Origin of the sequence: Microbacterium sp. JZ31, assembly GCF_016805985.1 — a bacterium.
Taxonomy (GTDB): Bacteria; Actinomycetota; Actinomycetes; order Actinomycetales; family Microbacteriaceae; genus Microbacterium.
Map to the genome: position 1 here is coordinate 2,348,601 of NZ_CP017661.1, position 13,045 is coordinate 2,361,645.

Below are 13,045 nucleotides of genomic sequence, written 5' to 3' on the forward strand. Positions count from 1 at the left end.
AAGTGCGCCCATCCGCCCTCGGCCTCGGCGCGATCGACGATGGAGGTCAGGTCGGCGGGGGCAGCGGCTCGTGCTCGGGGGAATTGAAGCTCTTGAGGTTCATGAAGTCCGCCGGCGTGGGCGACTCGAGCTCGTTGATGTTGTACCCGCGTGCCGAAAGGTAGTAGTTCGAGGCGATGACGCCGTATTCGATGTCGCGGAAGCCGCACGGCCACACGAGCGAGATCACGTCGTGGATCGTGCCCGTGGCCATCACGGCGCCATCGATGTTGTCCTCGATCTCGTCGATGAGGGTCGCGCGCCCCATGCGCTCGCAGTAGTGGCTCACGAGGTGGGAGCCGAGTTCATGACCGTCCGCGTGCAGCTGCGGATAGCGCGCGGGGGGCGTGGTGCCGTTCATCACGAACGTGCCGCGCACGCCGCTCTGCATCAGCTCGACGGCGCCCGAGGAGCGGCCGTCGTCCGTGGAGACGCTGAAGGCGCCGGCGTGGTCGTCGCGCCAGGTTGCGACGCGCACCGGGACGTCGGGGTTGACCACCGCGGCGACCGCGACCTGAGCGGGGAACGTCTGGCCTGCGACCTTCACGGAGATCGTCGCGTCGTGCACGCCGGCGGGCAGGGCCGCGCAGTCGACGGTCGCGGAGATCTGCGCCGGTGTCAGGCCCGTGGCGGCCGACAGCTGCACCCAGGGCGCGCTGGTCGTCGCGGTCCAGTTGAGCTCTGCCGCGCCCCAGCTGACGATCGACACCGACTGCTCGGCGGCGCAGCCCTCGCCGTCCACGCCGGCGAAGGCGAGTTGCGACGGCGAGACCTCGAGGTCGCCGGCCGTGGTGGCGGCCGGCGCGACGTTGGCAGGGACGGCGGCCGGGGCCGCGGCGACCCCGGCCGAGACGGCACCGGCAGTCGCCGCGGTCGGCGACGTGGTCGCGGCGGCGGACGCGCTCGCACTGGTCGCAGCGACGCAACCGGCGCCCAGCGCGACCGCCAGGACCAGCGCGAGCGACGAACTGCTTCGTCTGCCACGCCGCAGCGGCCGCGATGGGACCCGCGGAGGGACGTCGGTCACGCGGGCACTCCCGCTGCGCTCGACTCGTCGACGTCGGCCGAGGCCCGTCCCACGGACACCGGCACGCCGGAGAGCTGTGCGCTCTGGGAGGCGGCCGTCAGAACCGACAGCACGCGGAGACCGGCACTGCCGTCCGTGCGGGCGCTGCGCCCTTCCCGGATGGCGGCGGCGAACTCTGCGACGACGCCACCGAGCGCCTCGCGCTCGGGGAGCGCCGGTGACCAGGTGTCCCCGAGGCGGTAGGACACGCGTGCGGTCTGAGCGTCCTCCGCGCCGATGTCGACGCCGCGGTCGAACACGCTGAGCCGCTGCTGCGGATTGAGGTCGTCCCAGACGAGCGTGCGGCGCGTGCCGCCGATGACGAGGCGACGGATCTTGGTCGGGCTGAGCCAGTTGACGTGGATGTGGGCGATCCCGCCGCCGGGCAGCTGCAAGGAGAGGTAGCCGATGCACGCGCGGCCGGTGCCGAGCGGGTCGGCGCCCCGCGCCGTCACGTCGGTGGTGGGCAGTCCACCGGGCAGGACGAAGTCGAGGATCGACAGATCATGCGGCGCCAGGTCCCACAGCACGTCCACGTCGGGCTGCACGAGCCCGAGATTGATGCGGGTCGAGTCGACGTAGAGGATGTCGCCGAGCGCTCCCTCGGCGATCATCTCGCGGATGCGCAGCACGGCGGGCGTGTAGCAGTACGTGTGATCCGTCATCAGCACGAGACCGCGCTCGCGGGCGCGGGCGACCATGTCCTCGCCCGCGGCATCGCTGTCGGCGAGGGGCTTTTCGACCATGACGTGCTTTCCCGCGTCGAGGGCGCGGCACACGAGGGCGTGGTGCGTGCGGGCGGGCGTCGCGATCGCGACGGCATCGATCAGCGGATCGGACAGGATGTCGTCGACATCGGTCGTGACCGGGGCGCCGCCCACCGACTCCGCCACGCGCCGCGCGCGCTCGCGATCCAGGTCGCACACGGCGGCGAGGTTCCAGTCGTCGGACGTGCGGAAGTTGCGGGCGAGGTTCGGGCCCCAGTAGCCGGCGCCGATGACCGCCGCGTTGTATCTCCGTGTCACGGTGTCTCTCCTTGTGCATGGGCGCTGATGCACCCGGTCAGGATGCCGACCGTCCCGGTCCGCGCAAGAACAGAGGGCCCCGGTGGGGCCCTGATACGAAAGGACCGAGATGTCCCACTCCCCCGTCATCGCAGCCACGGCCGATGTGTCGTCCGACGCCGTCGTCGGCGATCGCACGCGCGTATGGCATCTCGCGCAGGTGCGTGAGCAGGCCCGCCTCGGTGCCGACTGCATCATCGGCCGCGGCGCCTACATCGGCCCGGGCGTCGTCATGGGAGACGCGTGCAAGGTGCAGAACCACGCGCTCGTGTACGAGCCGGCTCGGCTGGGCGACGGCGTGTTCATCGGACCCGCGGTGGTGCTGACGAACGACGAGTTCCCGCGCGCCGTCACACCGGAGGGGCGCCTCAAGGGCGCGGAGGACTGGCATGCCGTGGGCGTCACAATCGAACGGGGCGCGTCGATCGGCGCCCGCGCGGTGTGCATCGCTCCCGTCACGGTCGGCGCCTGGGCGCTCGTCGCCGCGGGAGCCGTGGTCACGAAGGACGTCCCGGCGCACGCGCTGATGGTCGGAGTCCCCGCGCGGCGCGTGGGGTGGGTCGGCCGCTCCGGCCGACCGCTCGAGCAGTCCGGCGACGAGTGGATCTGCCCGGTCACCGGAGAGCGGTACCGCGAGCAGGACGGCGCGCTCGCCGCCGTCGACCTGTCGGTCGCCTCGGCGTGATCGCCGCGGGCGGCGCGTACGCGCGCCGCCCGCCGCATCGAGTGCCCGCCTCCCCCGGGAGGGTGGCGGATGCGAGGCGGCGGTCCGCCGCCGGCGACGCGGTCAGGCGAACTGGCCGCCCGCCGCGAAGCCGGGCAGGCCCGGGCGCCCGATGCCGCGGTCGCGCTCCTCCAGCCGAGCCAGGATCTGCTGCGGCGTCCGAAGGCAGCTGCGGAACCAGCGGACGAGGTCGGCGACGCCTGCCTCGAACGGCATCGCCGCCGTGAAGCCGGTGAGCTTGTGCACGAGCCGGCCGTCCCCGACCAGATGCCGCGCTTCCCCGGGACGCGGATCCACGTGCAGGGGGACGAGATCGGGGCGACCCACGAGCCGCGCCACCGTCTCGGCCAGGGCTCGGATGGAGATGTCCCGTCCCGAGCCGAGGTTGACCGCGCGCCCGACCGCGGCGTCGCACTCCGCGATCGTCGCCAGCCCGCGCGCGAGATCCGTCACATGGATGAAGTCGCGCGTCTGGCGCCCGTCGCCGTGGACGATCGCGGGCAGACCGCAGAGGTTCCGGAGGATCGTGAGCGGAAGCATCTCGCCGCTGTCGCCCTCGAAATGGCTGCGCGGCCCGTATGCGCTGAAGGGCCGCACGACGACCGCCGGCAGACCGTGCTCGCGGTGGGCCGCGCGCACGTACGCCTCCCCGGCGAGCTTTGACGCGCCGTACGCGGTCGCGGGCCTCGTGGGATGCCGCTCGTCGACGCGCGTGCGCTGGGAGGCGCCGAAGACGTCGCTGGTGCTGACGTGCACGAAGCGGCGCACGTGCGCGGCGCGTGCGCGCTCGACGAGACCCAGCGTCGCGGTGACGTTGACGTCGTGGTTCTCGACGGGGTCCTGTGCGGCCTTCCTGGCGCACAGACACGCGAGGTGGAACACCACATCGGCGTCGTCGACCGCGCGCAGTGCCGCCTCGGACCGGATGTCCGCCTGCACGATCCGCACCCGCGAATCGTCGATCCACCGCAGGACGTTCGCGCGGCGTCCGGTCGTGAACGAGTCCACGACCGTGACCTGCGTCGCGCGGCGTCGGGTGACGAGCTCCTCCACCAGATGACTGCCGATGAAGCCGGCGCCGCCGGTGATGACGATGCGTTCCCCCGCCAGGGACATCATGCGATCGCCCCGGCGCCACACGACGCAACGCTGTGTCGCTCTGCCACGGAGTGCTCCCCGCTCATACGCGGGAGTCCGAGCTCCCGCCTTCACCGACGCGGTCGCGACCGGCGAGATGAGAGAGCAGGAAGAGGGAGCGGTGATACGGGCTGCCGGCGAACCGGCGCCGTTCAGACCTCGAAGTGCGGGGTGATGAACTCGCGAAGGTCGCCGTCGATCCGCACGACGAGCCGCACGTTCGACAGGCCGGGCTCGACGTCCGCAAATGCGAACCGGCCCTCGCCCGCCATCTCGGCCGCCCACTCGCGATCGCCCTGCGACAGGCGGGCCGCGAGCACCTCGGGCTCCGCCCATCCGTCCACTCGATGCATGCCCGACTCGCTCTGCGACACGTGCAGCACCACGTTCGTGGCCTCGTCGTTGAACTGCAGCGTCAGTCGCTCGTGCTCGTTGCGCACGGCGCTGAGCTCGGCCGGCACCTGGGTCAGCAGCGCGTACTCCCGCGAGAGGTCCTCGACGGCCACCGCCGCGATCATCCGCGCCGTCATGTCGGCGGGAGGCGCGTCGTGGCGCTCCCACATCGAGCGCAGGTCGGCGAGAATCGCGCCTTCGTCATCCACGCTCATGATCATCCACCGTCGTCTATCAGTTCGCGACGCGCACCGCCGTATGGCTGCTGAATGCGCGCTGCGCCGGGCTTTCGCTCGTCCGCGCTCACCTGCGTCTCCATGACGGACAGGACCCGATCAGGCCGCAGATGATACCCGGATGAGGTGGGCAGAACTGCCCAGTTCCGAATATACCGGATGACATCCGTCCTGGAGACCGGTGAAGCCGGTTTGATACGCAGCTCAGAATCCGCTGCCGTGCACCAGGAACGGTGACACGAGGCCGGTCTCCACCTGCGCGGCCGCCAGCGCATCCGACGGCGCCAAACCCGCGGCGAGACCGCCGTGCAGGGCGGCGAGCAGCTCGGCCGCGACATCGTCGGCCACCGTGACGGGGGCCGCGACCACGCAGACGGCGCCCGCGTGCAGCCACGCGTGCGCCATGCTCATGGCCTCGGCACCCCAGCGGACCGAAGAGCGCCCCAGCTCGCAGGCCGACAGCACGACGGTCTTGGGCGGTCGGCCGATGAGGTCGATGTCATATCCGAACAGCGTGCCGTCGGCGAGGCTCAGGCCGGAGAGCATCGGCGCGTCGAGCGCGTGACGGCCGTGCGCGACGAGGTGCAGCACATCGACCTCGTCGGCCAGCGCGCTCACGGCGGAGACGGTGGCGGCACCGCCCTGCAGGACGCGCGGCGCGGGCGACGTGCCGCCCCGGTCGACGCCGTTGACCTCCCACGCGAAGGCCGCGGTCAGCGCCTCCTCCGCGCCGCGCGCAACGCCCGGCCCGACGGCGAAGCCCGCGTTCCTGCCCGTGCGCTCCCACGAACGCGCCGCCATCCAGCGAGAGGCGGAGCGCGCGAGGGACACCGAGCGGCCGTGCATGCCCGGCAACATCGTCCACGGCATTCCGGCCAGGATGCCCGGAGCGGTGATCAGCACACGGCGCGGATCGCCGGCCGCGGCGAGCGGGGCCTCGACCAGCAGGCGTGACAGGGCCGAGAGGCGCGCATCGAGCGCCCGGCCGACGACCTGCGCCATGGGCCCGGCTCCCACCGAGGCGACCACGTCGAGGTCTGCTCGCAGCCCGGGCATCCAGTCGTGCACGGAGGCGCCGTCGATGTCGACGATGCGCGGCTTCCCGGTCGCGGGGATCACGAGGCACACCAGCGCATTGCGGCTGTACACGTAGGTCAGCAGCGCCGTGTCGCTCTCGAGATGGGAACGCAGCGTCTCGAGGTCGACGCGCGGGATGCGATGCCCGTCGCCCACCGTCGCCCACTGCCGCTCTCGCAGGCGCTCCCGCAGCTGCCGCACGCGGGGGTCCTGCTCCCACGACGCCCCCGCCTCCTCACGCAGCAGCCGCAACTGCGCGAGGTCGGCTGCGTGCTCCGGATCGCGCGGGGGACGCACGGGGCTCACCTGGTGCGCGAAATGACGCGCGCGCTCCGACCATTCGAACAGCACATCCGGCCGGCGGGACCGGATCGCGGCGGAGAGCCCCTCGAACATGACGCCGTTGCCGTGCATCGCGATGGAGGATGCCACATCGAGCGCGCCGAACGAACGCTGCCATTCCGACAGGGTGTCCAGGCCTGCGGCCGCGTGACGCCGCACCGCGAGGTCGTCGCCGCGCGCCGAGGCCTGCACCGCACGTGCCTCGTGCGTGAGCAGGCGAACGGGCAGCGGATCGGTGCGGCGGAGCCTGCCCACGCCGGGATCGGCCTCTCCGCGGCGCGCGCACGCGATCCACTGCGTCAGCCGCAGCATCCGCGCCTCGCTCGGGAATCCCGCTTGCTCGAGCGCCTCGACCGTCTGCTCGACCTGCTGCGCGGCAGGGCGGCGCCGACCGGCGTCGGGCATGTACAGCAGCGCACGCAGCCGGATGCCTTCGGCTCGTACAGCCCACGCTGAACTGCCCAGGCTCCGGAAACGGCGTGCTGCGCGCCCGGCGACCTCCGCGCAACGCGGGAGGTCGTAGGTGAGCAGCGACCGCGCGAGGTGGAACTCGGCCTCGGCCCGGGATTGCGGCATGTGGGCCGCGCCGAACGACCGTGCCACCTGCTCCAGCGTCTTCTCCGCCTCGAGCACCTGCCCCGCCTCGCGCAGCACCTCCGCGCGATCGAGATCGCAGATCGCCGCATTCGCGGGGGACGATGACATGACGGGGCGCGCGGCGGACATGCGCTCGAGCGCCGTGACGAGGTCGCCGTCGAGAAGAGCCATGTACCCGGAATTGTGAACCGTGGCGGCGTGGTCCTCGATGAGGCCGGCCTGCTGATAGATCGCAGCCGCGGAATCCAAGTCGCTCCGCGCTGCCGCGAGGTGACCGAGGCGCATGTGAGCGACGCTGCGATTCGTCAGCATCGCTGCGCGGCGCACGTCGTTCCTCTCTGCTGCGAGCGCACGATCCAGCCAGAGGACCGCGTCGGCGAAATCGCCGCGCTCCACGGCGAGCGCACCGAGCTGGCCCTGGAGAAGGGCGGCAGAAGCAGGCGAGATCGCCCGCACGCTTCCTGAGTCCTCAAGGATCTCCCGGCAAAGCCGCTCCGCTTCCTCCGGACGCCCTGTCCGGGTCAGCACGTACGCGAGCGTGCCGGCGACCTTCGCCCGCTGATCGGGGAATTCCGCCCGATCGGCCGCAGCCCGCAGGACGCGGCGGGCCGCGGTCAGGCGACCCAGATTGCTGAGCGCCACACCTCTGGCGTGGAGGTCATCCGCGGTGAGACGCATCGGCAGTCCCTGAAAGATATGAGATATCCCTCTTCCGGGATGCCGGATGCGGGTGCATGATGTCCGGTAGCGGACCGGGCCCCCGACCGATTCGACGTCCCGAATCCCGTCCTACCCTGATATCGAGGCCCCCCCAATGCCTTTCACCCGCACTACTCTGGCGCGCCTGCACGTGGTTGCGCATCGTCCGCTCACACCCGAGATCCGTCGCCGCGGTCGACGAGCTGAAGCGCGGCTCTGGTCGCCTTCCGTGACCGTGAGACCGGCCCTCCGTCTGCTGTTGCCGTAGGAGCCGAAAGGGGCTGCGGCCCCAGCTCCGCAGCGATCAGGCCTGCGACGAACGGCGCGGCGAACGACGTGCCGCTCCAGGTCGCGAATCCCCCGCGGTAGTCCTCGCCGGCGATCGTCAGACGACGGCGATCGTAGAGGTCCTCCCGCGATGAGGCCTGACGGCCGCCCTCGAAGGCGGGCATGCAGCTCACGACAGCGGCGCCGAGCGCGTATGCGCGCACCCACGGGCCGACGTTGGAGAACAGCGCGACCGACATCGCGCCTGGATTCAGCGCACCCACTGAGGTGTGCTCCGCCAAGTCATCCGGTGCAATCCCGTTGTCTGCGCCCGGCCATGGCCAGAGCGACGCGGGGAAGCTCGGTCGATCGATCGCGTCATTGCCCGCAGAACAGACCACCGCGACCCCGAGCTCGCGCGCGCTGCGCAGCAGCTCGTAGAGCGTGCGCGAGTACAGTCCATCCTCCGGCGTCTCGTGGTAGTACCCCAGCGACAGGTTCAGCACATCGATCGCCATGCCGCCGGCCTGGCCGACGGCATGGCGACGGACAAGTTCGATCACCTCCGAGAGGGTCCGGATCAGCAGGCTCTCCTCGACGAGGCCGAGCGCGTCGGCGAGTCGGACGGACACGATGTCCGCGTCGGGCGCGATCTGACGGACCACTCCGGCGATGAAGGTGCCATGGCCGGCGACCGGATCGATCTCGCCGTCGAGCTGCCCGTAGAGATCGCCGAACCGCTCGGGATCCGCCGCATCCGTCAATCCGATCGGGACGCCGTCGAGATCGAGCTTTCGGGTCACGATGTCATCCGGCAGCCACTCATGCACACCACAGCCGGTGTCCAGCACAGCCACCACTGGGCGGCGCTTTCCCTTCTTGAGCTCCGCCGAGCGCGCCGGAGCGGCGCCGAGCCTCGTGATCGGCTGACGCCCACCCCATCCCGGCTCGGCGTACTCATCGGCGCCGAAGGGGTTCGTGCGCGTGAAGGGATTCGTGCGCGTGAACGGGTTGGTCCGAGTGAACGGGTTGACGCCGACCGGATCGATCGCCAGCACGTGATCCAGGCCCACCCCCTCGAGCCTGGTCTTCTTCAGCCGGCGCGTGCGCTGCAGCAGTCGCCAGGCATCGGGTGCGAGCGGAGAGTCGGCATCCGGCGCCTCGCCGGGGGCGACGACGCGCACGCGGGTGACGCCCGGCACGCCCGGCAGCAGCGGCTGCGGCTCTGCGTCGAATCCGCGCAGAGGGCGGCCGCGCAGGTCCTCGGGCTCGATGCGCCAGCCGAACGTCGCGGCGACCTCGTCGAGGTCGCGGAGGTGCTCCTCGCGGAGCTTCCGGTCGCTCGAGACCAGCAGACGATCCGGCACGTACACGGTGGGGAACGCCTGGATGCCCGGCACAGGCTCGACGGTCGGGTCGAGCGTGCGCCCCCTCGGCACCGATCCGGCTGCGCGATCGCGCCAGGTCCAGTTCTCGGGCTGCGATGAGTCGACCATGAGTCACCTCTCTGCGCGGCGGGGGCCGCGCTCGACCTCACGGCGGCGTGGGGGCGCCGCCGTCGTGCCGAGAGAGGATCACACTTCGAACTGCGGTGTGATGAACTCTCTCAGCGCTCCGTCCATCCGGACGATCAGACGCACGGCCGACAGGCCGGGCGACACTTCGTCGAACGCGAACCGGCCCTCGTCGTTGAGCGCCGCCGCCCACTCGCGCGCCCCCTGGGACAGACGCGCGGCGAGCACCGCGGGTGCGGACCAGCCGTCCACGCGACGGCTTCCCGACTCGGTCGCCGACACGTGCAGCAGCACGCTCGTCGTGTCGTCGCTGAACTGAAGGGTCAGCCGCTCCTGCTCGGTGCGCACGGCGGCCCGCTCGGCCGACACCTCGGTGAGCAGCGCGTACTCGCGCGACAGATCGTCGACGGCCACTGCGGCGATCATCCGCTCGACGAGGTCGGAGGGAGGGACGTCCACCCGTTCCCACATGCGCTTGAGCGCCGCGAGCGTCTCGCGGTCCTGCTCCTCTTCGTTCCAAGGCGACGTGTCGTCCACGATCATGATCTTCCTCGCTCGATCCCGTCCGGGCCATCGAGCCGTGCACGCAGCTTGCCCAGGCAGCGCTGCCTGGTGGGTCCGATGCTTCCGATCGGCATGTGGAGATCGTTCGCGATCCGGCGGTAGTCCGGTCGGTCGTCGAATGCCACGATCCGCAGCAGCCGTCGGCACCGCTCGTCGAGTGTCCCGACCGCCTCCCACAGGCGCTGCGCCTCGAGCTGACCCACGGCCTGGTCCTCGGCCGTCGCGCTCGGCGGCATGCGCAGCTCGAGCGCCTCGTCCTCCGTCGGGTCGGCACGCGTGTCGACCTTCGACGCGCGCCACGCCTCCCGGCGGGCGGTCATCGTCAGCCACGCCGATACGGCCTCGGGATCCTGGATCGAATCGTGCTTGCGCACGAACGCGAGCCACGTCGCCTGCACCACGTCCTCGGCGGTCTCGCGTCGCAGCCCGTAGGCGCGCACGACATGCCACAGCACGGGGCTCAGCAGGCGCACGAGGTCATCGAGCGAGCGGCTCTGGCCCGTGTCGCGCCAGCGCACGAACAGGTCGGCCGCGAGCCGCCAGCGGGCGCGTCCGTCGCCGGTGTCTTCGTCGCCGGGTGCCTCTGGCACCTTTGCCGCCGCGCGGGGGACGCAAGCGGTGTGGCATCCGGTTCCGGGGTACCGGGACGCCTCGGCGGAGGCATGTCCTCCACCCGCCACATTGTGCCGACACGCCGAGGGGCCGCACAAGCGATGCCACCATAATTTTCGCTCAAGCGTGACGTACTCCCGATCACTGGCGCACCGCGCAGGACCTTATCCGCAGCCTCCTCCCGTGACAGCTACCGGGGCCTCGCCGACGAGCGGCGTGTGAAGCAGCGCGGGCGTCGCGCCAGGCTCCCCGGCGAAGCGGAACTCGACGGTCGCCGATGCACCCGGCGGCAGCGTGACGCGCACCGCCGCACCGGGGCGGCCGACGACGGTGGCCGCACTCCACGCGGCGGGAGCACCGTCGATCCACGCGCCCTCCGCCACGGCGCCGGGCAGCGCGAGCGCAGTCAGGCGCAGGCCGATGTCCTCGCGCGCGAAGCCGCCGAAGGCCGGGAACGCCCGCCAGGGCAGCTCGACCCCGGGCTCCACCTCGCTGCGCAGCTCTGCCCGGAGCATGATCGATACGCGTCGGTCGGGCCGGCACTCGGCGACGAGGGAGAGCGAGGCGTCCAGGTACGCGTCGAGCTTGCCGCCGGTCAGGTCGTCGAACAGCAGCGCGTGTGCATCCTGCTGGTCCATGCGGGCGGCGAGACCCGCGACGGACGTCCGAGCGATCACGGCCTGCTCCGCGGGATGCGCGCTCCAGACGGCGAGCCGGCCCTGGTCGGCGAGCGGCGCCAGGTGGAACGCCATGCCCGGCACCTCCGCCGGACGCGCGAGCGCCGCCGTGAACACCGCCTCCGTCACGGCGCGGAAGTAGGCCGACTGCGCATCGTGTTCGCGCTCCAGGTACGGGCGGCGCAGCAGCGTGTCGACGACCTGCTCGGCCCGCAGCTCGTCACCCTCGACCGAGACGGGACCCGTCACGTTCAGCAGCGGTTCGAGCACCAGCGGGTCGATCGCCACCACGGCGTCGACCTCCTCGCCGCGCGCCTGCCGCCACCACGATCTCGCGAGCTCGGCGGACAGCGCGAAGTCGGGCGTCGCGGTGATGTTCTGGACGAACCGGCCGATGCCGTCGTCCGCGCGCGCCGACGCGTCCGCCGGAATGGCAGCCATGGGCTCGTCCGCGGGCGGGAACGCCGCGCTGTCGGCCTGGTCGATCAGCTGCACGACGCCGTCGTCGGCGCGCAGCGCGATGAACGTCCCGGTGATGCCGCCGGCCGCGCGCAGCTCCGCCGGGTTCTGCAGCATCAGCAGCACGGTGCGCGGCGCATCGGCCCCCAGCATGGGCGGCACCACCGCCGCCGTCGCCTGCATCGCCTCCAGTGCGGGCCCGACGCGCTGGATCATGTCGTCGAGCAGCCGCAGCGCCGAGGCGACGGGTCCCACGAGCTGCGTGCGATCCACGTCGGACAGCGCCCCGCGGGCACCGCCGATCGCGGCCACGGCGCGGTCGAGGGGGACGACGAGCGCGCGGACGGCGTCGACGTCGACGCCCCTCGGCTTCGCGCTCGCGAGCACGCCGGATGAGGCGTCGAGCACGTCGCGGCCCGCCGCCGTCAGCCGCGCCAGCTCCCCCGCGCCTACCCGGGCGGCCCGCAGCTGAGCGCCCGCGTACGGCACGTGCTCGGCGACGAGCCACACCGGATCCGACGTCAGCGACGCCAGCGTCGAAGCGTGCCCGGCGAGCGCCCCCGCGTCGCCGGACACGCGGTCCAGGAAGGACGCCGCGTGCGCCGCGTCCGACGACGCCGCGTCGAGCGTCGCCTCGAAGCGGTCGGCGGCCGCGCGCAAAGCGCTCGCCTCGCCGACGGCCAGTGCACCCCGCACGGCGAGCCATGCGCCGGCGGCGAACAGCAGCACCCCCGCACCGAGCAGCACGCGCACCGTGATGCGCCGCCAGCGCGGCTTGCGCACGCGAGGCGTCGCCGCCGCGCTGCCGCCCGCTCGTCGGAACATCAGACCTTCGGCCGGCGCCGCGCGGTCGCGAACGCGAGCCCGCCCGTGAGCATGCCCGCGCCCAGCAGCAGCGGGGCGACGATCTCGGGACCCGTCACGGCCAGTGCGGGAGGATCTCCGGCGACCGCGGCCGCCGCGGACCCCGCCACGGAGCCGGCAGGGCCGACCGCGCAGAAGGGCGTCGCCGGCGGGTAGGACACCGCGACCGGCACCTCGGGGTTGACCACCAGCGTGATGGCGGCGCCCGCGCGCGTCCATCCGAGGTCGTCCTCTCCCACATCCACCCATTCACCGTCCCGGCGCACCCATCCGGGCCAGTCGGTGCCCTGCCCGGATGCGTCGACAGCGGCGGCGGGCCACAGCACGCGCCCCGCGAGCCGTCCGTCGTCACCGAGCGCGCCGAGCGCGACCTCGTGACGCAGAGCGCCCTTCTCGAACACGAGCGTGACCTCGCTCGACGCCGCCCGGCCATCCGGATCGACGCGCGTCACGTCGTAGACGACGTAGGGCGCATCGTTCACGCACTCGCCGTACGCGCTGGCGTTGAGCGACGGCTCGGCGGGCTGCTCGGGTGCGTACACCTCGTCCACTCCGGTCGCCGCGGTCGCCGCGGTCGCGCCGAGCGCGAGCGCCACGGCCGCACCGGCCCATATCCCCTGCAGCATGAGCTCTCGTCCTCTCCCCTCCCGCACGCACGGGAGCCTCGTCCTGCACGAGCGACCGCCCCGGCTCCTGATACACGGAGCCGGGGCG

General features: G+C 72.3%; 12 protein-coding genes and 1 pseudogene. 2 read left to right on the forward strand and 11 right to left on the reverse strand.

Annotated features, from left to right (window positions below):
• Positions 1-46 precede the first annotated feature (46 nt).
• Together BJP60_RS11225 and BJP60_RS11230 are read right to left on the reverse strand one after the other, a co-directional pair.
• Positions 47-1,066, reverse strand: coding sequence for a BACON domain-containing protein (locus tag BJP60_RS11225; RefSeq protein WP_203135838.1), 1,020 nt, complete (start codon positions 1,064-1,066; stop codon positions 47-49).
• Positions 1,063-2,130 carry a Gfo/Idh/MocA family protein gene (locus BJP60_RS11230; RefSeq protein ID WP_238439399.1) on the reverse strand — a complete coding sequence of 356 codons (1,068 nt, stop codon included), beginning with the start codon at positions 2,128-2,130 and terminating at the stop codon, positions 1,063-1,065. Before BJP60_RS11230 ends, BJP60_RS11225 begins: the two co-directional genes overlap by 4 nt.
• Before the next feature lie 109 nt (positions 2,131-2,239).
• Here BJP60_RS11230 and BJP60_RS11235 point away from each other — a divergent pair, with 109 nt between their 5' ends.
• Positions 2,240-2,854 carry an acyltransferase gene (locus BJP60_RS11235; protein ID WP_203135839.1) on the forward strand — a complete coding sequence of 205 codons (615 nt, stop codon included), beginning with the start codon at positions 2,240-2,242 and terminating at the stop codon, positions 2,852-2,854.
• Positions 2,855-2,956: 102 nt separating this feature from the next.
• Here BJP60_RS11235 and BJP60_RS11240 read toward each other — a convergent pair whose 3' ends face one another.
• The 3 genes from BJP60_RS11240 to BJP60_RS11250 form a co-directional block, all read right to left on the reverse strand.
• A complete protein-coding gene (locus tag BJP60_RS11240) occupies positions 2,957-4,012 on the reverse strand; it encodes a dTDP-glucose 4,6-dehydratase (protein ID WP_203135840.1) in 1,056 nt (351 codons plus the stop codon).
• 170 nt (positions 4,013-4,182) lie between these two features.
• Complete coding sequence (locus tag BJP60_RS11245; RefSeq protein WP_238439400.1) at positions 4,183-4,632, reverse strand: hypothetical protein; 450 nt, start codon at positions 4,630-4,632, stop codon at positions 4,183-4,185.
• 231 nt (positions 4,633-4,863) lie between these two features.
• Complete coding sequence (locus tag BJP60_RS11250; RefSeq protein WP_203135842.1) at positions 4,864-6,846, reverse strand: CHAT domain-containing protein; 1,983 nt, start codon at positions 6,844-6,846, stop codon at positions 4,864-4,866.
• Between the two features lie 27 nt (positions 6,847-6,873).
• Here BJP60_RS11250 and BJP60_RS11255 point away from each other — a divergent pair, with 27 nt between their 5' ends.
• Positions 6,874-7,140 (forward strand): hypothetical protein, encoded by a 267-nt coding sequence (locus BJP60_RS11255; RefSeq protein ID WP_203135843.1) that lies wholly within the window; start codon positions 6,874-6,876, stop codon positions 7,138-7,140.
• A gap of 15 nt (positions 7,141-7,155) precedes the next feature.
• Here BJP60_RS11255 and BJP60_RS15565 read toward each other — a convergent pair.
• From BJP60_RS15565 to BJP60_RS11280, 6 genes and pseudogenes are all read right to left on the reverse strand, one after another.
• Positions 7,156-7,353, reverse strand: a pseudogene (locus tag BJP60_RS15565) (tetratricopeptide repeat protein); the annotation flags it as partial.
• Positions 7,354-7,544: 191 nt separating this feature from the next.
• Positions 7,545-9,137 (reverse strand): S8 family peptidase, encoded by a 1,593-nt coding sequence (locus BJP60_RS11260; RefSeq protein WP_203135844.1) that lies wholly within the window; start codon positions 9,135-9,137, stop codon positions 7,545-7,547.
• Positions 9,138-9,215: 78 nt separating this feature from the next.
• Complete coding sequence (locus tag BJP60_RS11265; protein ID WP_203135845.1) at positions 9,216-9,698, reverse strand: hypothetical protein; 483 nt, start codon at positions 9,696-9,698, stop codon at positions 9,216-9,218.
• Positions 9,695-10,309: an RNA polymerase sigma factor gene (locus BJP60_RS11270; protein ID WP_203135846.1), complete on the reverse strand. Its 615-nt coding sequence runs from the start codon at positions 10,307-10,309 to the stop codon at positions 9,695-9,697. Before BJP60_RS11270 ends, BJP60_RS11265 begins: the two co-directional genes overlap by 4 nt.
• 186 nt (positions 10,310-10,495) lie before the next feature.
• Positions 10,496-12,292 (reverse strand): DUF4012 domain-containing protein, encoded by a 1,797-nt coding sequence (locus BJP60_RS11275; RefSeq protein ID WP_203135847.1) that lies wholly within the window; start codon positions 12,290-12,292, stop codon positions 10,496-10,498.
• The gene (locus BJP60_RS11280) at positions 12,292-12,957 is read right to left on the reverse strand and encodes a cell wall protein (RefSeq protein ID WP_203135848.1); all 666 of its coding nucleotides are present in this window, start codon (positions 12,955-12,957) and stop codon (positions 12,292-12,294) included. Before BJP60_RS11280 ends, BJP60_RS11275 begins: the two co-directional genes overlap by 1 nt.
• Between the last annotated feature and the right edge of the window lie 88 nt (positions 12,958-13,045).